Source organism: Massilibacillus massiliensis (assembly GCF_900086705.1).
Classification (GTDB): domain Bacteria; phylum Bacillota; class Negativicutes; order FLKF01; family FLKF01; genus Massilibacillus; species Massilibacillus massiliensis.
Map to the genome: position 1 here is coordinate 1680623 of NZ_LT575483.1, position 25379 is coordinate 1706001.

Here is a 25379-nt window from a genome sequence, read left to right on the forward strand (position 1 = left end):
CGTTTTATTATGTTTTTTGCAATTTATTACTTACCAATATAAAGGAAATGTCGCATAAAAATGCGACATTTCCTTTCATTTCGTATCTCTGGCCCTTCCGGAAAAATACGTTCCGAAGGATGAAAAAATACCGACTTGCGTTAAGAAATCTGTTTGTTTGAACGAAGTGAGTTTACAGATTTTAGCAAGTCGGTATTTTTTCAAGTTTTTTGGAGGTTTGAGGCCTAGACTTTTTGGTTCTTTTGTGTCGATGACAAAAGGACACCTACGCGTTTCATGGTTAGCTAAGAATTTTATATGTAATATATTAATGAAACAGCACCTTGCTGTAACGACGCAGATGAGTGCTTATCACCGACCCGCGGCCTATCTGTCCATAGTTTTACAGCACCTAATATTGCCCCGTCCGATTTAAATATTTATCAATCCGCTTCAGCCGTTCGCTGCTTTGCGCTTCATTTTTCTTGGCTACTAGGCTGATGATAATTTCAATCGATAACATCAACCCCACAAAGGAGTTGGTAAAGGTCAGAGAATCTATATTATTGGCAATGACTTTTACTGCACCTTTGCCAATCGGCGATGTCAATTTATCCGTCAACGCAATTACTCTGCAATTCGCTTCTTTTGCCATTTCTAGTGCAAAAAAGGCGCCCTTAGCATACCGTGGATAACTGATGATTATCATGGTATCTTTCTCAGTTAAATCCATCAAATCATCCACCATACTACTTACACTCGTAATACTTTTTACTTGCGGGAAGATAAAAGACAGCATCTTAGTAAAATAGCTCGCAATTCCTGAACAGGTTCTAAATCCAGCCACATAAATCTTTTTCGAATTTGTCAAAATTTCAGCTACTTCACGATATTTTTGTGCATTATTTAAAATTGCATCCTGCTCAATCTTAGCAAGTGAATTTTGATGGATTGCTACGATAAGTTCTTCTTCCGAAAGTTTATCAATCCTTTGCAGCTTTTCGTAAGGAATATGAGTTTTCACTACAGGTGCAACCTTTTCCGAAACTTCCTCTTGTAAAGCCTTTTTTAATTCTGCGAAGCTTCTAAACCCCAATTTTCTCGACAGGCGAATGACCGAAGAATCACTCACTTCAAGTTCAGTAGCAATATCTGTTGAAGTCAAGAAACAAGCACGTTCTTTTTCTCGCATGATAAACTCAAAAATCAAACTCTCATTCTTCGATAAACTGGCTTCATATCCACGCTCTTCTAATGTCATCTCTTTTTTACCGCCCCATCCATATATAACTAACAAGCACGCTGTAACAAACTCTGCTGGTACTCATTATATAAAGAATGCAATTTTGCGTCAACAAAAACAGCGATTTGCAAAACCAGTCAAATCAAAATTAAGCAACAGTTTCCTGCTGCGCAAGTGCAACTACCTTGCGTGCAAGAACCTCTGTAGGATCTATCACATTTTCCTTAATTTTATACATTTCGAAAGCCAATGGCAACTCTGTACAACCTAAAATAAATACTTCCGCTCCTCGTTTTTTTAATTCAGTTAACACTTTATTCACACCATCTAACGGATAATCAGCCCGCCCCGCTTTTACACCATCGTAAATCAGATCCATAATATGCTGTTCAAAGATCCCTTCCGGTTTCACTACTTGAATGCCCTGTGCACTAAATGCCTGGTCATAAATGCCTGTACGACAGGTACCTTCTGTTGCTAATAAGCCAACACAACGAATATTACGCCTTTTAACTTCTTGTGCGGTTTCTTGTATCATATTTAGCATCGTGACATGCGTAAACTTTTTAATACGATCATAAAAGTAATGCGCTGTGTTGCAGGACATCAATAAAACATCTGCACCCATCGCCTCTAAGTTAAGTGCTGACCGCACCATCTCGGGTACCGGATCTTCACCATTTTCTAAAATTGCTTTTGTTCTGTCAGGGATAGAAGTATTGCTATCAACCAATATGTGAATATGCTCTTGATCAGATTTCGCTTTCGTCAGCCTAGTAATTTTACTAAATAAATCAACCGTAGCCATCGGGCCCATACCGCCAATAATACCAATCTTCTTCATAATGCCATCTCCCATACCATTTTTGATTATTAATATTCGTCATTAATTTTAATTCGAATATTAATATGCGTCTATTTTAGCACGGCAAAAGGCGATTGTAAACACTCTTTTAAAAAGTCTCTCTACAATCCAGAAACTTCATCGTTTACAATATAGTTTTAACTTAACAACATCTATGTATCATTTAAATCTTTTAAGATAACGTTCTAAAAAACGTGCAATGATGATACCAAAAACTAAAAATACGCCCACTACAAGTGGCGCGATATCTAAGAGAACCTCTGCTGACGGCATATTACATCCCCTTTCCTTCCGACCTTACGATAGTTAAGGCGCAGTCACTTTAGATCCACTGCGCCAAGCTCTCATAGCGACTCAATATAATGGCTGAAACTACCGATGATAAGCTTTGGAAAGGCTGCTTGAATTTCTTTTATAAATGTTTTAACACCACATACTTTCCCTTGCTTTCTCGGCATAATTGCTAAAAATGCATCTGGGTCAATATTAAGATTTCTAATTTGGATCATATCCACCTTTGTTTCTGCCAAAAATATTTTCCAAGCTTCAAGTTCTTCTTCCCGATCATTGAATCCTGGAAAAAACAACATATTTAAAGATACATATATTCCATTGGCTTTGGCATATGCAATCGATTCTATGACTGCTGCAAGTGTATAATTGCTGCGATAATAAGCTTGATAACTATCTTTTCTAGCACTGATAATACTCACACGCATCGTATCAAGGCCTGCATCGACAATTTTTTTAATGCCTTCTGTGTAACCGGCGTTTGTATTGATATTAATTTGTCCCCGCTTTGTCACCGCACGAATCTGTTTCATTCCTTCAGCAATATTTACAGCAGCAAGAGACGGTTCCCCCTCACATCCCTGTCCAAAGCTGATGATTGCCTCCGGTGCATTTTCCAAATGATAAATGCCAACTGCAGCAATTTCAGCTGGGGTTGGAGTAAAATCAATACGGTTTTGGGGTGATGGACAACATTCTGAAGGCTGCAAAGAAATACAGCCAAAACAATTTGCATTGCAAGCCGGTGAAGTCGGGATTCCCGCTTCCCAACGACGATAAAATAAATTTTGCGCGGTACAACAATGCCATTGTAAAGAACAATTTGCCACTTGCTCTACAATACGATTTTGCGGCAATTCTTTTCGTGTACGTTTTACGAATTTTTTCAAATCACGCGTATTGTAATGCAATGGTTGCCATTTTGCATTTTCATCTGTATAAATTGCTGTTACATAGAGTTCATCTTTATATAATACGACTGCCGTATAGCCATAAAGTGGCAGCATCGCTTCATCTTCCACTTTCATGAACGCCGGCATGTGAGTTCTAGTATAACCGGCCGGTAAAATCGCTGCTACCGCTCTGCCGGTCAGAGGCTCGAATGCATTATCTTGCAAACCGACAGCAAGTCGCCCCGGTAAAAACATTAAATCCGCACCTTCAGGTAAAGGAATTAAATCCTCTTCCTTTAAAGGAATGAATTCATCTCCGACACGTCCAACGCCCCGATACGCAGGATCGTCAAAGATTTCCCCATTTTCATCTGCATATAATGCTGTAATCATTGTTTTCACCTCTTATACTTTCTTCTTGTTATAGCCATTCATCGCTTTATCAATTCCCTGCTTTACAATACATTCGATAACCGGTATTAATTCCTCGGCTAACTGATCAATCGCAGCTTGATCTTCGTCAGGAAATTTTGCCAGCACATGATCTACCACTGTCCAATTTGGTAAAGGCCTGCCTATCCCAATACGAACACGCGTAAATTCTTCTTTTCCTAAATTGAGCAGCATGGATTCCACGCCACGATGTCCGCCAGAACTGCCGCGTTTTTTTAATTTTACATGTCCGACTGCAATATCCATATCATCATATACAGCAATGACGTCTTCGACATTTAATTTATACCAACGCATAATTGCGCCCACTGCATTACCACTGAGATTCATGTACGTTTGGGGTTTGACAAGCAATACTGCCTCACTGCCAATTTTACATTCGGCAATCTGTGCTTCAAATTTATTTTTCCAATTGCTTACACCCAGATGCGCTGCAATTGCGTCGATTACCATAAATCCTACATTATGTCGCGTTTTGCTATATTCTTGCCCTGGATTTCCAAGACCAACAATTATTTTCATTTGGATTTTCCTCCTGTGAAATACTAAACAATGGGGCTGTCGCAATCGAAAAAAATTGCAGCAGCCCCATTGCGGTTTGCCCATTCAGACCTTACATTTATTTGTCAAATAATCCGCTTACAGAAGTGTTTGTATAAACCCTGATGATTGCTTCCCCGAAAGCCTTAGCAACAGACAAGGCTTTTATTTTTTCACTTTCTTTTTCCTTTGTTAAAGGAATGCTATTGGTAATAATCAACTCTTTGATGTTGGATTTATTAATGCGGTCGACTGCCGGATCACTAAGAATTGCATGTGTACAGCAAGCATACACTTCTTTTGCTCCCATTCTTTCTAATGCTTTTGCACCTTCTACTAAAGATCCTGCTGTATCCACGATATCATCAATAATAACAGCTGTTTTGCCCTCTACACAACCGATTAGGTTCATAACTTCGGCGACACCTGGCATTGGACGGCGTTTTTCTATAATCGCGATTGGTGCTTGCAATCTATCTGCTAATTGTCTAGCTCGTGTAACCCCGCCTAAATCTGGAGAGACAACTACGATGTTCTCTAAATTCTTATTTGTAATAAATTCGGACAAGATAGGTACACCAACCAAATGATCTAAAGGAATATCAAAGAACCCTTGAATCTGTCCAGCATGTAAATCCATCGTCATAACCCGCGTTACACCTGCGGTTGTTAATAAGTCAGCAACCAATTTTGCTGAAATAGGTTCACGACCGCGTGTTTTACGATCTTGACGTGCATATGCATAATAAGGAATTACCGCTGTGATATTTCTAGCAGATGCACGTTTACAGGCATCAACCATAATTAAAAGTTCCATCAAACTATCATTTACTGGTTGACAAGTAGGCTGAATGAGAAATACATCTTTGCCGCGTACACTCTCATCTATCATTACTTGCGTTTCACCGTTATTGAAGTGCCCAACATAAGCATTGCCTAGTTCAACTCCAATGTAATCTACGATTTCTTTCGCTAATTTCGGGTTCGCATTACCTGTGAAAATACATAAATTTTTAGTGTCAATCGCTGTCATTTTAATTAATAGACCTCCAACATCCTACGATTTATTTTTATTATAAAATGAATTGATATCCAAAGTTTAAATGGAATCAAAGTTTTATTTACGTTTGTCGTGCCAGCCTTCTATATTCGTTTGTCTCGCTCTGCCTATGCCAAGTGCTGCTGGCGGTACATCCTTTGTAATGGTTGAACCGGCACCAACATAAGCGCCTTTGCCAATGGTAACCGGTGATACTAAATTTGAATTACAGCCCACAAAGGCATGATCTTCAATCGTACTACGGAATTTATTTTTTCCATCATAATTTACCGTAATCGTACCACATCCCATGTTAACCCCAACGCCGATATCAGAATCACCGATATAGCTTAAATGCGGCAATTTAGAGCCTTCACCGACAACAGAGTTTTTAACTTCAACGAAATTGCCGATTTTTACACCCTTTGCAATTTTTGTGGATGGACGCAGATGTACATATGGTCCCATAATTACATCATCGCCAATTTCACATTCATGGGCATAAGAAAAATGCGCAGTAACATTATTACCGATTTTGGTATCGGTAAATCTACTGTTTGGACCAATTTCACAATTTTCTCCAATAGATGTATTCCCTTCAATCCAGGTAAACGGGTAAATAATCGTATCTTTTCCAATCGTAACCTGACAATCAATAAACGTACTTGCCGGATCCATAATTGTAACGCCCTGCTCCATCAGCAAAGCGTTCTTACGTCTGCGTAAAATCGCTTCTGCGCCAGCAAGCTGTCCCCGCGAATTAATGCCCAAAGTTTGTTCATAATCTTCGGCCACAACCGCCCAAACTTTTTGATTTTCTTTATTTAAAATTTCCAAAACATCCGTTAAATAATACTCACCCTGCGCATTCTTGCAATTTAATTTCGCCAAGGATTCAAACAAAGCAGCACGTTCAAAACAATAAATTCCAGAGTTTACTTCATCGACAAGAAGTTCCTCCGGAGTTGCGTCTTTTTGTTCTACAATTTTACTTACTGCGCCGCTTTGCGTTCTAATAATACGACCATACCCTGCAGCATTTGGCATCTTGGCCGTTAATACAGTCGCTTTTGCGCCTGCCTGTTTATGTTCACGATATAACTTTGCCAATAATTCACCTTCAAGTAACGGTGTATCACCACAAAGTACCATAACTGTCCCATCAAAATCTTTCAGCAGCTCACCTGCTTGCATCACTGCGTGCCCGGTTCCTAATTGTTCTTCTTGAACAACAAATTCTGCCTGTGCACCGATTGCTTCTTTTACGGTCTGCCCGCCAAAACCGACAACTACAATATTCTTCTCTGAACCTGCTTGATTTGCAGCGTCTAATACATGCTGCAACATGGATCTTCCACCTACACGATGTAAAACTTTCGGCAATACCGATTTCATGCGAGTGCCTTTACCTGCGGCTAAAATAACAGTTAACAGCCCTGCTGTCATAGTATCCCTCCAAATCTAAAATCCCCTACTCAGTAATCGGCTTTAAAATAAGAATGACTCCAATGCAAGGTAATATCCCAAACAACGAGAGTCATTTTTTAATAAAACAACACTACTTTTTCGACTTCTTCGACATCGTATCATAATATCCTTCTGATAAATAAACAAAAAATCACAAAATAGGTATTACGATAAACAACATCAATAAAACATAACATCTTTCTATTGTAAAAATTATTTTTGTGATTTGCAACCCTTTATTGCAGAAATATCGATATTTTTTTCACAAAAACAAAAAAGCACTGCTTTTTACAGTGCTTTTAACCAATAACTGTTATTTAAATAAAATATTGCCTTGCCAATTCAATATCACTTATCTTATCCATATCCATTCCCAATTCCGGATAATTAGATAAGATGACGACACCGCGTACACCCAAAATTTCTGAAACACGATTTCTTGCCGCATCTACCGATAAATTCCCCAGAATAAATCTTATTAAGGTTCCCCAACCAAGTAACGATGCAAGTTTCCAAGGTTTCTTCCGATTCTTGATCATCTTCTCTGCCACAAGCATACACTGCGGAACAATATTGGGATTTACCAAAAAAATATTTCCCCCAGTAAATATACCATCACTTAATTTTACATACGTGCGTTTTGCTTGGGGAAATTTCACTTCACTTATTTGCTTTTCAATGATCGGATAATAAAAATCTCCGTCTTTTTCCTCACATTGTCTTATAAAATCATCGATGGCCTCAGTCGTAATAAACGGTACATCGACTGTCACAATTAAGGTTTTACAAGATGATTGTGACGCTTTAAGCCCTGATGTAACCGTATCCAAAATAGTTTTACCACTTTGCGCAAAGGTTATATCATACTGCTTTAAAGGCATCCGGTCGGACAGATTGCTCGGTCCAGCTACAATAATTTTTGCGATATGCTTACTTTGCTGCAACGCTTCTAATATAAAGGAAAGCATAGGCTTACCACCAATGTCGATGAAAGCTTCATACATTTGCGCATGATCTGCACTCAGTTTCTTGCTTATACCACCTGCTAACACAATCGCATTATACATTGTAGCCTCCTATGCCAATCGAACAATATTATTTTTGTTTTTTCTCCATATTTTCCATGCTGATTAAAAGCGTCTGTTCTGATTTTTCCATATGATGTTCTGCCGCTTTTTGCGCAAGTTCCACATTGCCTTGTGCAATTGCTTCAACCATTTGTCTGTGTTCTTCTAAAGTTTCTTTTAAACGACCTGGATAAGACATAGAAGTAGAACGAAACCGCGTCAATTGTTCACGTAAATTATAAATAATACCAACTAATCTTGTATTGCGGCTTGCCTGATATAAGATATCATGAAATTCTGTATCTGTTTCAACGATTTTTTCCATATCATTTTGTTCTATGTATTCACCAATTAGTACAAGTAAACGCTCCAAACGTTCTAGTTCTTCATCCGTAATCCGTTCCGCAGCAAGACCGCTTGCCAAAGAATCTAAAGATGTACGAATCTCAAAAACCTCATTGACATCGCGAATCGAAAGGTTAGCTACATATGTACCACGCCTTGGCATCATAATAACATACCCTTCCAATTCTAATTTACGAATTGCCTCACGCACCGGTGTGCGGCTCACGCCCAATTCTTCTGCCAATTGTATTTCCATTAAACGTTCACCGGGTTTTAGCACCCCTCCGCGAATTGCTTCACGTAATGTTTCGCAAACAACTTCGCGTAATGGTTGATAACTATCCAATTTTATTGGTGCTAATCTTCGTTGCATAATTTCTCCTCAACTCCCACAAACTGTTTTTGTTAAAAATATCTGTGTTTTATCCAAGCCTTTTAATTTTTCTGCGATATAAGCAGCTCTTTCTTGATCCGGCGTAATTCCAAAGACGGTTGGACCACTTCCAGACATCAAACTCGCCAGAGCACCATGCTGCAGCATAAGCCGCTTGAGTCTCTCAATTTCAGCATGCTCTTCCATAGTAACACTTTCTAGTACATTACACAATAATTTACTGATATTTTGTAAATCCCCTTGTGTTAAACACTCAATAATATCTGTAGTTTTTGGATGTGCATTGACGCTAAGCGCATTATAATTTTGATATGCCCAAGCAGTCGATATGGAAATTTGTGGTTTTGCTAAAATAACATAACACACAGGCATATCCGCCAAACGTTCTAAAATTTCGCCTCGCCCTGTCGCCAGCATCGTTCCACCTCGCATACAAAAAGGAACATCAGAACCTACCTGCGCACCTAATTCACAAAGTTCATCGTCATCTAACCCTAAAGAAAATAGCTGATTTAGCGCCAAAATAACAGCTGCGGCATCTGCACTTCCGCCAGCCAGACCAGCTGCAACTGGAATCCGCTTCGTCAATTCCATATGAATCCCTTGCGTAAGCTTAAACCGATCCACCATAAGCTTTGCTGCTTTATAAGCTAAATTATGCTCTACACGAATCACACCCGGAACATCACTGATTAGCTGTATGCCTTCAGCTTTAGAACTAAGTCGAACTTTTAATTGATCCGCCAATTCGATTTGCTGCATCACCATTGAAACTTCATGATACTGATCTGGTCTTTTCCCTAATATATCTAAAGTTAAATTTATTTTCGCACGTGCATCTACTGTTAACATTACAAACTCCCATTCATCGCCTTGATATCTTGTACTTCTTTTGCTGAAAAAATTTCTTCAATGTCTAATAAAATCAGTAAACGATCGTTTACCTTGCCAACTCCTGGAACCTGCTTCATATCAAGTTTTGCTGCTGCTGGCGGAAGATCAATATCAGCGTTTGGAACATGCCTCACTTCAGTAACTGCATCGACAATAATTCCCATGCATCTACCGTCGACCTCAACTACCACGATTCTGCTTTCGTCTGTCGGCGCATCTGCCTTCAGTCCAAAGCGTTTTCTTATATCCACGACAGGAACAATCTCACCGCGTAAATTGATAATTCCCTCCATGAACTCCGGAGCATTTGGTACTTTAGTAAATGGCATAATACGGTTGATATCCTTGACTTTTGTAATGGGCAATGCATATTCTTCTGTGGCTAAACGAAATGCGAGGATTTGTAAATCTTCACGATTGTCCATTGCGAGCACTCCATTCTTCATGTATTTAACTTAACATTGTTTCTACATGATGGTGGTTTTTGCCTGCAAATTCAGTTGTAAAATTTTAAATAAAAGAATTTTTTAGCAATGGACTAGCTGGTTCATAAGGAATGATCAACTCTTCTAAAGGTTTATGATCTTCCTGTATTTCATCCGACTCCAATACAAATTGTTGAATTGCCTGCATGGCTTCGTTATAGTGTTCATAGAAAATGACAATAAAATCTCCTGGAGTCGCATTCTTTAAAGCGGTTTGAATCGCTTCGTTTTCGGATAAGATGATGTTTACCCGCTCTGTTAAAAAGCCAGTCGTCTTTACACCTTCAGCCAATATGCCTGCGGTTTCACCAACCTTTCGGCCTCTTAAATCGCAATCTTCTTTGATATAAAGCTGATCAAAGCCTTTACCTGCGGTTTTTCCAATATTATAGATTACATCATCACGACGGTCGCCGGGAACACCAATGACCCCAACCAATCGTTTTGCCCCGAGTCGCCGTATCGTCTGTATAACAGCCTCATAGCCAGCAAAATTATGACCATAATCTAAGCAAACATCAATATCTTTCATATGAAATAAATTTAGACGTCCAACATTCTCGACAAATTCCATCAACCCTCGTTTGATACATTCAATATCAACACCATAACCAAAACTTGCGGCAATGGCTGCTAACGCATTTTGTATATTATGTTTTGCCGCACCTCCTAAAGACACTGGAATATCTTTTACATTTAAAATCACTTCGTCTTGATTTCCGCAAGCAATATAAATTTTATCATGTTTTATGAACACGGCTTTACCACCGGCTCCCAAATGTCGCCGTACTAAAATATTATTACCTGTCATGCTAAAATACACGACTTGTGCCTGCACACGCGAAGTAAGCTTTGGTGCAAAAACATCATCTGCATTGATCACAGCCGTCCCATTTACTGCAGCCAGCTCAAGTACCAATGATTTGATATGCGCCAAATCATCTAACGTTTCAATGCCATCTTGACCTAAATGATCTTCACTGATATTGGTTACAATTCCAACATCACAACGATCAAAACCCAATCCCGCTCGGACGATTCCACCTCGTGCGGTTTCTAAAACTGCAACCTCTACTCGGTCATCATGTAAAACCATCTTTGCACTCATCGGCCCGCTGCAGTCACCAGCCATTTGACACTGATCATCGAAAAACACGCCCTCTGTCGTTGTCATCCCCACATGAAAACCAGCTTTTTGATAAATCGCACTGAGCATTCTTGTAACGGTTGTCTTCCCATTTGTCCCTGTAATCGCAATGACAGGAATACGTCCATCGCTGCCATAAGGAAATAAATATTCAACAATTTCGCCGCCCACATCACGCGCTTGTCCGGCGCTTGGATAATGATGCATACGGATGCCCGGTGCAGCATTGATTTCAATAATTGCACCATTTTTATCATCGATTGGTTTTCCTATATCTTTTGCGATAATATCCATTCCCATAATATCTAAGCCAATCATTTGCGCAATCCGCTGTGCCAATCGCACATTTTCCGGATGCACACTAGCAGTCACATCTACTGCAGTTCCACCTGTACTGATATTTGCAGTTTCTTTGATTTTTACAATCCGTTTTGCCTCAGGTACAAGACTTGGCGTAAGTTGCTGTTTTTCTAAAACAAGCAAAGAAATCGCATCTAAAGAAATGTTGGTCAATGGCTTATCGTGACCTTCTCCGCGCAGTGGATTTTGATTTGCAAGGCAAACCAATTCCTCCACCGTATGCGTTCCATCTCCAATAATATAAGCCGGAATACGCTCTGCTGCCGCCACCAATTGATTGTTGACCATACACAAGCGATACTGCCGCCCAACAACATAGTTTTCCACTAAAACTTCATGATCATAGGCCCGTGCAACTTGAAAGGCTTGCCGAATCTCCTGCTCACTATGAATATTTACCGTAACACCGCGTCCATGACTCCCAGCGAGTGGTTTTACAACTACGCTGCAATTCAGTGTACGCCAAGCCTCTACAGCCTCTGTTTCATTGGTAACAATAAAATTTTGTGGAACACTAATTCCATGCTCTGACAAAAATTGTGTTGTCAAATATTTATTAGCGACTAAATCCGTCGCAAGTAAACTCGTTTGATTTGTAACAGTTGACCATATCTTTTTTACATGCTTGCCTTGTCCCAAAATCAGCAAATCTTCGTCTGCAAATCGATGGATTGGTATATCACGTTTTTTAGCAGCCTGATAAATAGCCGCTGCACTAGGTCCCAATTGTAAACTTTCACGCAAGGTTTTTAACTTTCCAAGCGGTGTAGCAAGATCAAATGGTTCATTCATAATCAGTGCATTTAAAAAACTTTCTATTAAATACGCACATTTTTTTGCAATCGTTTCTGTTTTATAACCTACAATTACATCATAGATTTCCTGTTCATCACTTACGCGTGCTTTACCATAACCTACTTTGTCACCACAAAGATTTTGCAATTCCAGCAGTAAATGCTCAAAGATATGCGCTAAATAGGTACCCTCTCTTAGCCGTTCTACAAATCCGCCACGATGCCCTACAGAACAGTAATGTTCTTCTAAGCTCGGAACTTGCTCTAACAAGCGATCGACAAAGCCATCGATCTTTGAACTCGGTGTATCTACATATTGTCCCAAAGACAATTTGATCCAAAGAACAGAGCGATAACTAAAAATATTCGCACCTCTGAGTACATTAAGCTTCAATATTTTCATCATTCAGCCTCCTATTTGTGCGAAACATATGGTTTACGATTTCGTAAATCATATCCAAAGCCATTCGGTAAAATATGCAAAATTACATTTGTAATTGCCAAGGGATCAAACAGACTCGATTCTGAGATATTCGAATGTACGATTTGCCTGCCATCTACAATGGTTACCGTTTGTGATCCAACAACACAACATTTGCCGTTTGCCTCTACCAAAATTGCTGTATCTTCATCTATTCCAATTCCGATCACATTTGGATTTTGCGCCACCACAGCCAGCAGACGATTGATTCTGCCTCTTTGGGCAAAATGTTGATCAATCACAACCTTGTCAATGAAGCCCATTCCTTCTGCCATGCTAATGGTCGCCTTTTTCGGCGTCTCACTGGAATCTCCACCGATAATCATCGTATGACTCATCACAGAAGCACCTGCACTGGTTCCGGCAAGCACCGCTCCCTTCGCAAAAGTTTCTTTGATTGCCTTATCTATCACTGAACCACCCAAAATACTCGTCAAACGCAGCTGGTCTCCGCCGGTAAAAAAGATTCCTGTATAAGTCGAAAAATTCTCTGCTAAATGTTGATCAAATGCCTGTATACGATCTGCAATATGGATAATGTCCACTTCTTTCGCACCGAGCCATTCAAATACTAATTTATATTCAACACCGACTTCCTCAGGCAGCTCTGTGGCTGTTGTCATAACCGCAATCTTTGCATCTCTGCCCCCTGCACGCTCGATAAATGTACGAAGTATTTGACATTCACCGGATTTATCCTCATTCCCACCAATAATCAACAATACCCCTTCAACCTTGCTTTGCATATTAGCCTCCAAATCATAAATGTAGACTTCGTTTAGGTGAAGTTTCGCCTTCATCTAATCCTTGCCAAATTGTCCAAAAACCGTTTCTACGCTCACCCAAAAGTAAGGCGCTATGCGGTTTTGTCATTAGATAAAATCATCTTATACGAAATAGAACTCTCTATATTATTTGCCAACAATTCGGAAATTATATACATATTATTTTTAAAAAACACCATTCGAGGTGAAAAATCATAAAATAATAAATAAATCATAAGAACAGGAGGCTTCTCATGGACAATATATTAGAAAAAAAACGTGAGACTACAATACCCCAAAATAGGATCATTCGTATTGTAAAATCTTCACGTTTGCTTACCATCTTAGACGGTGATACTCTCATTTATCAATATCCTATTGCCATAGGCAAGCCAAGCACACCTACACCAGAAGGCAACTATGTAATCGCAACAAAAATCAATAACCCCGGCGGCATTTTAGGCTCACGCTGGATGGGATTAAATTATGATGCCTATGGAATCCACGGAACCAATAGACCTTGGCTGATCGGTCAGATGGTTTCCAACGGCTGCATTCGTATGCATAATCAAAATGTTGAAACACTCTACTCTCTTGTGGCTTTAGGAACCCCCGTTTACATTCGGAATTGATGCCGTTAGCATGGCCGCGACTTCTTCTGCCATCTTACATCGCGTAAGAAGAAATGTTTTCAATTCTGCTCTAGTCTCTATATCGCTGAGCCATTCTTCTGGAATATCATCCACAATTTGTTCGATTTGTTCTTTTGTAATTGTTTGAAACTTCTCGACATAAGAAACAAAATCACCTTCTTGTAAATAATGCCGCAATAAGGTTCCATAAGCACGCCGCTTATTTAACTTAACACCGTTCAGCATAATTGCTAAATTTTCTTTTTCCCATCTGCCGCTGCCAAATAAGTGAGAGTTATCAATTGCATACATGCGGTAGCCATCGATTTCACGACGAATTAACATGTTTTTTCCATTTAAGGTTCGATCCCCATTATGAAACAAGTGATCAAATAACATCACCCCAGCAAATTGCTGCTTATTGGTTACCGCCTGCAAATGATAATGATGCACATATTTACAGTCCCGTAAATAATACGTTGCAAAATGTAATCCGGCGATGACTCTTGCCCGCACCAATCGTTTAGAGCTTTTAATGAACTCCTCTGTTAAGGTCATCATATCACTGCGTGGAAAACAAAGATCTGTTAATTGACCTATGCGGCTGGCTATATATTCATTTACTAAAACCTTAGTTCCCAATCGATTATTCTTTAACTTAACAACATAAGTTTCATCATCATCCGCTCTGATCAAACGTGGCACTGTTACCCCGACACCAATTGCACCTATATATTCCTTTGCAAAAAGCATGTTCATCCCTCCATAAAGCGCATGCAGCGTCTTGACCAGCCTTTTACCCTGTCAAGATACTAAACTGATACATTATATGATAAATTTTCTTACATATGCAAAAAATGCACGCTAGATTCTAGCGTGCATTTTTTTAATCATTCAAACTGACAAACCAACTAGCAAGCCATCCCGTCGTGCCATCTGATAATACAACTTTATACCAGCCAAAGGCTTGCTCTCTAACCGTGACAACAGTGCCTTTGTTTACTTTTGTAATCGATGGATAATCCGTTCCCGGTCCGGTACGTACATTTACGCTGTTTCCTGTCAAAGTTCCGGTTCTGCCGTTGACTGACATATTCGTTCCGGCAGTAGGTTCTACTGTTTCCGTAACGATCACCTCTTCCGGAATGATTGGTTCCGGTATTGGCGGTACACCATAGGTCGACTGCATAAAGGAAATCTGCTCATCACTAAACTCAGAAGCTGAGGTTTTATTATCAGCAAAGCCGGATGTGCCATACATCGTTCCCGGTTCAATAGGCGACATCGTCGTAACTTCCATCTCTGCCATCGTCGTTACACGAGTCCAGAACTTCAACACGATCGTAATGTGTACTTTACGAGGCTGACATTCATCAAAGTCATAATCTACATATTCAACGCTGCAATCTGCAGTCGCCGTCATATCAGGATGCGCACCTTCGACTTCTATATCGCGAAGAAATTTAATATGACTTTTTTCAAATGCATGTACGGGTTCATTCGGCAGATCTGCCACATACATTACCTTAACCTCTAAATCACCACGAACAACTACTCTGTTTGGAATTACCTCTACGCCGTAAATATCTACATCTTTTACGTAGACATCCACGACTTGCCTTATATCTGGTTTTCTTTTTGGCACACACATATCAAATTCTAGTATTTTTTGCCGCATTTCTGCTGCGAGTACCTGTTCAACCTCGATCACTTCCTGCATTGGCTGAGGGCATCCACAAAACATAGTTTGAGATGGATCGATCGGCCTTCCAGATATTCCTGTGGCTGATGCACTCGTTGTTGATTCAGAAGCTTGGCGTGTATTTTCGTCCATTTCTTCTTCCCCCCTTTCTCAGTGAACTTATCCTTTCGGTTTACTTGGTAATTCAGGTGCTGCCGGTGCCTGCGCTGCAGGTTGCGTTGCCGCTCCACTTGTCATATTTTGTGGCGGATTAATTTGCACTTCGCGATCTGCCAATACTTTTGCATTAATTCTAAGCATTACGGAGACATCGAATTCGCGGAAACAAACCTCTTCGCAACATGGTTTACAATGTGGATCTGGTTTCATTGGCGGACATTTAGGCGGACAAATTGGTTTATCTGGTGGACAAGGTGGTTTTGGATGGTGATGATGATGTGGATAGTCATCATCATCGCACGGATCATCACATGGATCTCCGCAAGGATCGTCATGCCCGTACATATGATCATGATCATCGTCGTCCATATCGCCATGGTATTTATACTTATATGCACGCGACATCTCTGGTACATCGTAATCAACGAACTCAACCGTTGCAGTTGCATCTGCATCCATACCGCGTCTTGCCCCTATCATACTAATATCTTGCAACCATTTTATATGTTTGAGTTCCACCGCATGCACCGGTTGATCCGGCAGACAAGCTACATAGATTACTTTTACTTCAAATTCCCCACGCACCATGACATGGTCGGTAATACAATCAACACTGTTTACCTCAACATTTTTTACAAAAACGTCGACAATCTGCTCAATGGAAGGTTTCTTTTTCGGCACGCACACATGTATATCTAAAATCTTTTGCTCTTCTCTTTCCCCCAACACCTGCCGAACAACAATTGTTTGCGGCCCCGTTGCTGCGCCCAGTGTGCAATAATCTGGCATCATATATTGATTAAAACGTCTCTTTCCATCTTTCACTCAAATTCACCCCTTTTGTGTTTTCTATTTATATATATGTCTGGAATAAATTTTATGTGAAAAAAAATATAGAAACATTTATTTTTTATCTGCAATCTCTTTTACATAAGATTGATAAAAAAAAGGAAAGTCTGCAAAATGCGGACTTTCCTTTTTAACTACCTGTTGATAAATTCCTGTACGACATAAACTTTACCATTCGGTGCATGTTTTACGCCAATGCCTACTTCAGTATAATGTTCATTTAAGATATTTTCACGATGTGTTGGACTGTTCATAAAAGCAATTTCTGCTGCTTCTATCGTATCATTTAACGCTAAATTTTCGCCTGCATATTTGTATTCAATTCCTGCACGATCCATACGATTAAAGGGCGTTAATCCCTCTGGATTGTTATGTGCAAAGAATCCTCGTTTTATCATATCGTCCGCATAATTCTCAGCCAGATTATGCAGCTCCTGATTATATACAAGCGGCTCCAAGCCATGGGCACTGCGATCACGATTAAGCAAAGTCAAAGCTTGCATTTCCTCCGTTGTCGCAGATTCCGATTTTGCAGCATAAGCAGAGTTTACAAAAACCCCACTTATCGTTGTCATTAACACAGCGAAAAAAACAGCAGCAAACAACCAGTGTTTTAATTTCATTACAACATACCTTTCTGCAAATCCAAAGCCTACGCATCTTGAACATTATTTTATTTTCTAGCAAAAAAAAAAAAATCCTTTAGGTAATATTTTCTCTAACAACTATATGGCGTTTTCGGTAACCCTAAACGGAATTTTCCTCTTGTTTCCACTCCGCCAACTCCTTCAATTCCAGTAACAGAAGCTGCAATTGCATCACTGACGTCAACCGTACGATTAATCGGCGTAAACGCTACTTTTTCAGCAATAAAAACAGGATCATATGCATGAATAAAAATCCTGGTTGGTGCAGACGCGAAGTTTGCACCAGCCGCTAAAATTGCCTCAAAATGAGATTGGCAAGCACCGGCAAAAATGACTAAGTCATCTCTGCTAGGTTCAAATTCACGAACTTTCTTTACCGATTCAACGAAATATTTTGAATGACGATAATTGTTTATATCATTAAAATCTTTTTTACTCCCAAGCAAAGCATCATGACCAGTTAATACCAGAATGTCGGGATGATACTGTTCTACCAAGCCAGTGACGAATATCGGCTGTTTTACTTCATCAATGCATCTGCCAACAGCATCTATGTTTAATTGGCTATATGTTTTTAGACACATCTTTAAATATTCCTCGTCACCATCAATATGCAACACTCGCCCTGGCAAATCAAAAAAAGAAAATTTTTTCGATGACTCACCCCTAAGTAAGTCTTTCTGTCTACGTTCACCTTTACGTCTATCAAAAGCGCGATCCAACCCACTGCGCTGTATCCGTTCTAGATTTACAACTTCATTGCGTAGACATTCTGCCGTAATCGCTTCTAAATCATTGATTGGTGCATCTGCAACCAATCGTAAATGCATGCCTTTCAGCACACAGCTGCCTGCATTTTTTTCGTTTTTTTCTATATTAATGACTTTGAAAATAATATCTTTACCGTGAGATTTTCTAACTACCAAATCGCCAATAGCAACCACACTGATCCCTCCCCTCCTCGTTAGTTCATATTATGTAGTAAAATGAAATTTTGCTACGCTGTAAGCAAAACTCTGTAAATCTATCAATGTAACAAAGTGAATCTACAATCAATATACTGTATCATCTTTAGTCTACAATTCGCGAGGTGAAATCGTATGATATCTGCTATTGTCCCAGCAAAGAATGAAGCTGGGCGCGCTGTAACTGTACTAAGAAATTTAGCTTTGCTGCCAATTGATCACATTATTTTAATCGTCAATGGTTGTCGTGATACGACACTTTATGAATCGCTCAATTTAAAACTTCCCAAACTACAATTACTTTATTTTCACGAGTGCCTTGGCATTGATGTTCCACGTGCAATCGGCGCCAAAGTTGCCTTAACACTCGGCAGTGATATCGTCCTTTTTATAGACGGTGACATGGTTGGTACCTTTAATGATAAATTAACTGAACTCCTCGAAACGACGCTCTCAAAAAAAATTGATATGGCCTTAACCAATTGCTATCCTACCGCACCTCGCCATATTGAAAAATGCAACCCAACATTCAAATGGCGTCTAAAATTAAACCAAGAACTAGCTTTAGATAAAAAGCTCAACATTGCCAGCCCTGTACATGGTCCGCATGTACTTTCAAAAAAATTACTCAAAGCGTTACCGCTCAACGAACTTGCGATTCCCCCAGTTTCATTGGCACTTGCCAAAAAGCATAAACTTAAAATAGAGATCGGTACGACCATCCCACATTATCTCCTTGGTTCCTCCGTCAAAGGTAACGTACATAGTACGAAAATCATTGACACCATCGTCGGCGACTGCCTCGAAGCAATTTCCCTCTACAAAAATGAACCCCGCACCCGCCAATGGTTAAACAAAACCTATATCGGTTACCACAATGAAAGACGCTTTGATATATTAGATGAAATTTTGACAGAAATATAAACTTTCACTATCATTGTAATCATGTAAAATGATGGCTGTCACGCTAAGACTACATTCACAAAAATATGAATGCACACCACTTACACAGAGGTCCTTTTGGCATTGCCCAAAAGAACGAAAAAGCTAGGCCTTAAGCCTCCAAAATACTTGAAAAATAATCGACTTACTAAAATTCTTAACTCGCTTCGCTCAGACAAACGAATTTCTTAACGTAAGCCAATTATTTTCATCCTTCGGAACGTATTTTTCCGGAAAAGGCCGAGTACGAAAACAAAAACTATATCATTCTAGTTCAACAGTACCTTTGTAATTTAAATAATAAAAAGATCAATCTATTTTTTGAGATTGATCTTTTTATTATACAAATACCTAGCAACCTATAAAGCCTCACACTGTTTTATAGGTTAACACTTCTGAAATACAGCAAGTGATGCAAAAGTCTTCCTCCTACCACCACATTCATAATGATTTTCTAAAACTGTGATGTGCATAAATGACTATTGAAGAAAACTCAGGGAGTGTAAAATAATCTGTGTAAGTATAAAACTTGCACAGATTATTTTAATATTGGATAATAAAAAATATTAAACACGAAAAGGACGAAAAAATGGCTAGAAAAAACTCTGAACAAGAACAGCTTGCCCAAGAAATTATTGCAAAATATCAACCAAAATCTGTCGAAGATATGCAAAATGCCTTAAAAGATATTTTCGGACCGATGTTCCAAGCAATGCTAAAAGGTGAATTAGATCACCATCTTGGTTATTCAAGTAATGATCGTGGTGAAAAAGAATCCTCAAATCGTCGTAATGGGTATTCACAAAAAACTCTTAAAAGTTCTTTGGGTTCTATTCCAATTGATGTTCCGCGTGATCGTCAAGCGACTTTTAAGCCACAAATTATACCCAAACATAAAACCAATGTATCTGACATTGAGCAAAAAGTTTTAGCGATGTATGCGCGTGGACTCAGTCAACGAGATATAGCCGCAACGATTGAAGATATCTATGGTTTTGAAATATCTCATGAACAAATTTCAATCATCACAGATAAAATATTAGAAGAGCTCGATCAATGGCAAAAACGTCCCTTAAATCCATTCTATCCATTTGTTTTTGTCGACTGCATGTACGTGACAATTCGAAAAGATTATGAAGTTAAGAGTTGCGCAGTTTATACGATTCTTGGGTACAACATGGATGGTCATAAAGATATCTTAGGATTATGGATCAATGAAAATGAAAGTAAGCATACCTGGATGCAAATCTTCGATGAGCTCAAGGCTAGAGGAATACAAGATATCGGATTCATCTGTATGGATGGATTGAGCGGATTAGAAGATGGAGCTAAAGCAATATTTAAAGACGTAAATGTACAGAGATGTATCGTGCATTTAATAAGAAATTCTATAAAATATGTTCCAAGTAAGGACTATAAGGGATTTACAGCCCAGTTAAAGAAAGTATATGGAGCTTCAAGTTTAAAAGCGGCAATTGCGGAATTTGAGCGATTTAAAGTGGCGTGGGCAAACTATCCTGGAGCCGTTAGCGTATGGGAACGGAATTTCTCACATATAGAGCAGCTTTTTAATTACGGTAGTGCAGTGCGAAAGATTATGTACACAACAAATGCCATAGAAAGCGTGAATTCAAGTTTCCGAAAAGTGACAAAAAAAGGAGCGTTTCCAAATGAAAACGCCATACTGAAAGTATTGTATTTACGAGTTACAGAACTTTATAAAAAATGGCATGATCGCCCAGTTCTCAATTGGTCTATGGTTCGAAACCAACTTTCAATTGATACTAGGATTCAGCCGATTTTTCAAAAATATGAACAACACTTTTAATCTTGTTACACAAAATTCTTGACACTCCCAAAACTCAAGGGATCTCGGCTCTTCTTAGGATCCAGACTCGGCGGAATCAAAACTTCCCAAACAGTCCCGCGAAATCCACCATAACTTGTCGAAGTGCTCTTATTCTCCTTTACACCCAAATCATCAAGTTTACGTTGAAAATCCAAATATGCATACGCTTTATTTAAGTAGTTATTAATTTCGAATACCAATATATTATGATCTAAGTCTATTCTATATCACCACATTGACGATACTTCTACCTACCATTGTGTCTTGAATGTTTTTTATCTCTTCTTTTTGCGCACAACTTTTCATTTTATCATCCTGCATCATATTTTCATTTACTAGCTCAGTGACATCCATGAATGAAGTCTTCACAGTTTCACCTTCTGAATGAAATTCTTCCATAAATTTATTAATAAGTTCTTCTAGGGACTTACTCTCTAATTGAATTCTCAAAATTTTATCTCTCGACAATTCTCCTAGCGCTGTAATGAAACTTTCGCCCATTTGTCTGGATTTTTTTTTCGCATCGCTTAAAGTCAAATCTCCAAAATACTCATCAAAAGCTTTAGTAGCATTTTTCATTTGTTCAGTAGATGGATCAGTATCAAGATATTCCCCATGAGCGGATTGAGTAACCACATTTTTGATATAATTAACAATACTATTTGTACCTTCGGAATCCATCTTATCTAACTTTTCCAATAACTCTTTATAATAATTATTATCTGTGCCAAAAATTTTCGAATAGTTATTTAAACATATATTAAGTTCTTGTGCTGCTCCGCCAAAATTACGCCAAGCATCCTGATGCCCATTAAAGGGTTCCAGCATAACATGAATCGAGCTTTCTATATTTCCGCCAAAAAATTCTTGGGCTGCAATGTCATCTAATACTTTACGGATTGATGGATCTTTATCGGCCTTATAGGCAACAAATTCATTCTGATCAATCGATTCATCAATGTTCTCGCTATCTCCAACAAATCGTTTCATCAACATATTTTCTTTTTCATTCATTAATTGCAACATATAAGCGGGATTTTCCTCCAAATCACTGCCTAAATTATTATTTTGTACCTGATTTTGTCCCACTTTCTGGCTGTTTATCGAATTTACAAACAATATTTTGTTCACATTTACATCCGTATTCTGTCTCACAATTCTTTGCATTTCTTTTCCTCCTTGAACTGGAAATAGGTATCTATTTTTAGTATATCCCTGTAAATTTTATTTTTCAACAATAAATTACAAAAGAGGTAATCTTATACACGATTACCTCTTCATAATTTATTATTTTATAGACATATATGATCACCATTTTATTTCCACATTAGTTTTTCAAACGCGTCGATCGGCATAGGCTTGGCGTAAAGGTATCCTTGGGCGAGATCACAGGAGCATGCTTTAAGAAAGGCTGCTTGTTTTGCCGTTTCTACACCTTCTGAAACCACTTTCATTCCTAACATTTTCGCCATTTGAATTACATGTTGAATAATAATTTTTTCTCGTATATTTTCTGCTCCATTATCCAAAAATTCCTTGTCCAACTTCAAATAATCTACGGGCAAATCTCTCAATAACTTTAAGGAAGAATACCCGCTGCCGAAATCATCAATGGATATAGAAAAACCAAAATTTCTAAGCTTTTTCATCAAATTTATAATATCAGAAATCTTTTCTGTAAACACGCTTTCTGTAAGTTCTAATTCTATGTATCTTGTCGGAACATGATATCGCTTAGCTAATTGAACCAATACCGTTATAAAGGTCGGATCAGTCAAATACACCCTGGATAAATTCACTGAAATTGGCACGATTTCACGCCTTTGATCCAGCCATTTCCTTAAACTTGCGTAGACTGTTTCAAATACATAAAAATCTAATTTTGCAATAAAACCATTTTTCTCAAACACCGGAATAAACTCTCCCGGCGACATAAATCCTTTTGTCGGACTGATCCAACGAACTAGAGCCTCCGCACCTCTTATTTTTCCCGTTGCCAATTCAATTTTAGGCTGATAATACACAATAAATTCTCGCTTCGTCAATGCCTCCTCTGCCATATCTTCGAGTGCTTTTTCTCGTAGTAAAGTCTGCAAAAACCGATCATTGTAAAAAACTAAACTCGTTTCATGCCCCTCTCTCGTTTTTCTTCTCGCTAGATCCGCCCGATCTATAACTGTATGAATCGAGCTGCCATCTGCTTTTAAAAGATAAACGCCACAGCTAAACACCAACTTATAGCAACCTGTTTTCGTACTCGTATAATATTGTATTTTGCGGTGTAAAGATTTTAGCCATTGAATCAAAGTTTCTTTATTAATATATCGCGTCAAAATTAAAAATTTATCTGCCTCGGCCCTAGTAAACATCCGATCCGGCGTAGCCATTTCTTTTAATTGATTGGCAATATACTTTAAAATTTCATCACCGACTTCAAATCCAAACATATCATTGATATACCGGAATTTTTTTATATCAAAACAAATCATTACATAGGAATCTGCCTTATCATGATTTATTTTATCAATAATTTTCGCAGCATTTAACTTAAATTTATTTAAATTCCACATACCTGTCAATGCATCAGTATAAGCAAGTTTTTCTATTTCTTCTTGCGCACGCATCTTTACCAAATAAGATGCAATAAATTTTGCTACGATCATCAGAGAATCTATTTCTTCCTGTGTCCATTTTCTCACTCTTCGGCATTCATCAAACCCAATAAATCCTTTGAAATCATCATTTTCTGAAAACCCATACTGTAAAAGTGCTTTGATCCCGCAAGCTTTCCAATATGTTTTTAACCTCTGGACATCTGATAAACTGTATCTTTCCTCTATAACACGCAAGTCTTCAATATAAAACAATCGCTCTTTTGCAATACCGTAAAAGCGAATTTTATCATGCTTTTTAATCCGTGATTCTACACTTTTATTACACCATTCATAAGTGAGATTCATGCTGGCATCCCACGGATCATTTTCAAAAATATAAACTCTGCTTACATTGAAATGTTTGCCAATCATACTCAATACCATATTAATGCCGCTGCGAAGATCCTTAGTTTCAAATAATATTTCAAAAATATTAATGAGTCCCAACATATAACTTTTCTTATTATAATCCACCAATTTGTTACTGTAAGCTGCAGTATCAGAAAGCGAATCCACCGAGTTATATTGATTGGAATAAACTGAATGTTCTATTTTCTCGTCGTAAAATTTAAAGGCATTTTGTTTTAAAGACTTTGCTTCATTTAAAGCTTTATTGGCATTTGCAAAGAGTTTTTGATAATCGGTTCCATGCTCCGGGAAAAACGCGATACCAATATTACAAAAAATACGCTGCAACTGATTCTCTCCTGAATACACGTGCCGAAAAATATTGCCCACCATCTTCGCTTTTTCTTCTATCTGTTGCATCGACTGAATGTCTTTAAAAAAAATAAGAAAATCATCCCCGCCAACCCGTCCAATGATTTCTGTATCGATAAATTCTTTTTTTAACTCTGTTGATAAATCGAGCAGTACTGCATCACCAAATAAATGACCTACCTCATCATTGATCTGCTTAAAATTATCAATATCAATCAACATACAAGCATGCCTTAAGTTTTTCCCAGTCGTTTCCAGATACTCTTGAATAATTTCTTGCATTGCTGATTTATTATAAAAGCCTGTAAAAGAATCTATCTTAGCATGTCGATTTAACTGTTTTGTTCCAAACTCTGCAATCGTTTGTACTTTTTTATCATCGTTAAGATCCGTAAAAATTCCTTGAAAGATGATTCCATCCTTTGTTTGACATATTTTTTTTGCATGAAGCACGATCCACTTTATACTTTGATCCGGCATGATATGACGATATTTAAATTTTATCTTATCACCCTTCGAAAGTTGTTCTTTCATTAAAGTTTGTATGGGCTTAACTTCTTCTTGATTCACACTGATACCAAAATACATTTCAAACAAATTATGGTATTCGGCCTGCGTATATCCCATCATTTCAAAAAAAATTCGATTTGCCGTCAATAACTGAAATTTATTATTATAACGAAACTTAGCAACTCCGCAAGGAAGCTCTTCTGCGATTGTTAAAAACCATTCATGTTCCATAAAACGCTCCAACTTTCA

22 protein-coding genes are annotated in these 25379 nt (G+C 38.4%); 3 read left to right on the forward strand and 19 right to left on the reverse strand.

What is annotated here, in order from left to right; genetic code table 11:
- Window positions 1–391: 391 nt before the first annotated feature.
- The 12 genes from BN6559_RS08160 to BN6559_RS08215 form a co-directional block, all read right to left on the reverse strand.
- Window positions 392–1240 carry a MurR/RpiR family transcriptional regulator gene (locus tag BN6559_RS08160; RefSeq protein ID WP_110954257.1) on the reverse strand — a complete coding sequence of 283 codons (849 nt, stop codon included), beginning with the start codon at window positions 1238–1240 and terminating at the stop codon, window positions 392–394.
- A gap of 130 nt (window positions 1241–1370) precedes the next feature.
- Complete coding sequence (cuyB, locus tag BN6559_RS08165) at window positions 1371–2066, reverse strand: cysteate racemase (RefSeq protein WP_199883852.1); 696 nt, start codon at window positions 2064–2066, stop codon at window positions 1371–1373.
- Between the two features lie 365 nt (window positions 2067–2431).
- On the reverse strand, window positions 2432–3664 hold the full coding sequence (locus BN6559_RS08170; protein WP_199883853.1) for a radical SAM protein: 1233 nt from the start codon (window positions 3662–3664) through the stop codon (window positions 2432–2434).
- 12 nt (window positions 3665–3676) lie between these two features.
- The gene (pth, locus tag BN6559_RS08175) at window positions 3677–4246 is read right to left on the reverse strand and encodes an aminoacyl-tRNA hydrolase (RefSeq protein WP_110954259.1); all 570 of its coding nucleotides are present in this window, start codon (window positions 4244–4246) and stop codon (window positions 3677–3679) included.
- A 97-nt stretch (window positions 4247–4343) separates the two neighbouring features.
- A complete protein-coding gene (locus tag BN6559_RS08180) occupies window positions 4344–5297 on the reverse strand; it encodes a ribose-phosphate diphosphokinase (RefSeq protein WP_110954260.1) in 954 nt (317 codons plus the stop codon).
- Window positions 5298–5381: 84 nt separating this feature from the next.
- Window positions 5382–6749 carry a bifunctional UDP-N-acetylglucosamine diphosphorylase/glucosamine-1-phosphate N-acetyltransferase GlmU gene (gene glmU / locus BN6559_RS08185; RefSeq protein WP_110954261.1) on the reverse strand — a complete coding sequence of 456 codons (1368 nt, stop codon included), beginning with the start codon at window positions 6747–6749 and terminating at the stop codon, window positions 5382–5384.
- Window positions 6750–7087: 338 nt separating this feature from the next.
- On the reverse strand, window positions 7088–7837 hold the full coding sequence (locus BN6559_RS08190) for an NTP transferase domain-containing protein (RefSeq protein ID WP_110954262.1): 750 nt from the start codon (window positions 7835–7837) through the stop codon (window positions 7088–7090).
- Window positions 7838–7865: 28 nt separating this feature from the next.
- Window positions 7866–8555, reverse strand: a complete 690-nt coding sequence (locus tag BN6559_RS08195; RefSeq protein ID WP_110954263.1) for a GntR family transcriptional regulator — start codon at window positions 8553–8555, stop codon at window positions 7866–7868.
- A gap of 9 nt (window positions 8556–8564) precedes the next feature.
- Window positions 8565–9428, reverse strand: a complete 864-nt coding sequence (gene ispE / locus BN6559_RS08200; RefSeq protein ID WP_110954264.1) for a 4-(cytidine 5'-diphospho)-2-C-methyl-D-erythritol kinase — start codon at window positions 9426–9428, stop codon at window positions 8565–8567.
- Window positions 9428–9895, reverse strand: a complete 468-nt coding sequence (locus tag BN6559_RS08205; protein WP_110954265.1) for a chemotaxis protein CheW — start codon at window positions 9893–9895, stop codon at window positions 9428–9430. Before BN6559_RS08205 ends, ispE begins: the two co-directional genes overlap by 1 nt.
- Window positions 9896–9980: 85 nt before the next feature.
- A complete protein-coding gene (gene cphA, locus BN6559_RS08210) occupies window positions 9981–12662 on the reverse strand; it encodes a cyanophycin synthetase (RefSeq protein WP_110954266.1) in 2682 nt (893 codons plus the stop codon).
- A gap of 8 nt (window positions 12663–12670) precedes the next feature.
- Window positions 12671–13483: a cyanophycinase gene (locus tag BN6559_RS08215; protein ID WP_110954267.1), complete on the reverse strand. Its 813-nt coding sequence runs from the start codon at window positions 13481–13483 to the stop codon at window positions 12671–12673.
- A gap of 272 nt (window positions 13484–13755) precedes the next feature.
- Here BN6559_RS08215 and BN6559_RS08220 point away from each other — a divergent pair, with 272 nt between their 5' ends.
- Entirely contained in the window at window positions 13756–14133 is a 378-nt protein-coding gene (locus BN6559_RS08220) for a L,D-transpeptidase (protein ID WP_110954268.1), read from the forward strand.
- On the opposite strand, the gene BN6559_RS08225 is transcribed toward BN6559_RS08220, so the two are convergent.
- The 5 genes from BN6559_RS08225 to yabG all read right to left on the reverse strand — a co-directional run bounded on the left by BN6559_RS08225 (window position 14104) and on the right by yabG (window position 18434).
- Window positions 14104–14886, reverse strand: a complete 783-nt coding sequence (locus BN6559_RS08225) for a HipA family kinase (protein WP_110954269.1) — start codon at window positions 14884–14886, stop codon at window positions 14104–14106. The two genes, BN6559_RS08220 and BN6559_RS08225, sit on opposite strands and share 30 nt — an antisense overlap.
- A 133-nt stretch (window positions 14887–15019) precedes the next feature.
- Complete coding sequence (locus BN6559_RS08230; protein WP_110954270.1) at window positions 15020–15967, reverse strand: SH3 domain-containing protein; 948 nt, start codon at window positions 15965–15967, stop codon at window positions 15020–15022.
- A gap of 27 nt (window positions 15968–15994) precedes the next feature.
- Complete coding sequence (locus tag BN6559_RS08235; RefSeq protein ID WP_199883854.1) at window positions 15995–16819, reverse strand: DUF3794 domain-containing protein; 825 nt, start codon at window positions 16817–16819, stop codon at window positions 15995–15997.
- A 158-nt stretch (window positions 16820–16977) separates the two neighbouring features.
- Entirely contained in the window at window positions 16978–17466 is a 489-nt protein-coding gene (locus BN6559_RS08240) for a CAP domain-containing protein (RefSeq protein ID WP_110954271.1), read from the reverse strand.
- Window positions 17467–17561: 95 nt separating this feature from the next.
- Window positions 17562–18434 (reverse strand): sporulation peptidase YabG, encoded by an 873-nt coding sequence (gene yabG, locus BN6559_RS08245; protein WP_199883855.1) that lies wholly within the window; start codon window positions 18432–18434, stop codon window positions 17562–17564.
- Window positions 18435–18590: 156 nt separating this feature from the next.
- Here yabG and BN6559_RS08250 point away from each other — a divergent pair, with 156 nt between their 5' ends.
- On the forward strand, window positions 18591–19379 hold the full coding sequence (locus tag BN6559_RS08250; protein ID WP_110954273.1) for a glycosyltransferase family 2 protein: 789 nt from the start codon (window positions 18591–18593) through the stop codon (window positions 19377–19379).
- Window positions 19380–19986: 607 nt separating this feature from the next.
- Window positions 19987–21225, forward strand: a complete 1239-nt coding sequence (locus BN6559_RS08255; protein ID WP_110952991.1) for an IS256 family transposase — start codon at window positions 19987–19989, stop codon at window positions 21223–21225.
- Window positions 21226–21468: 243 nt separating this feature from the next.
- Here BN6559_RS08255 and BN6559_RS08260 read toward each other — a convergent pair whose 3' ends face one another.
- Together BN6559_RS08260 and BN6559_RS08265 are read right to left on the reverse strand one after the other, a co-directional pair.
- Complete coding sequence (locus BN6559_RS08260) at window positions 21469–22413, reverse strand: hypothetical protein (protein WP_110954274.1); 945 nt, start codon at window positions 22411–22413, stop codon at window positions 21469–21471.
- Window positions 22414–22562: 149 nt separating this feature from the next.
- Window positions 22563–25361: a bifunctional diguanylate cyclase/phosphodiesterase gene (locus BN6559_RS08265; protein WP_110954275.1), complete on the reverse strand. Its 2799-nt coding sequence runs from the start codon at window positions 25359–25361 to the stop codon at window positions 22563–22565.
- Between the last annotated feature and the right edge of the window lie 18 nt (window positions 25362–25379).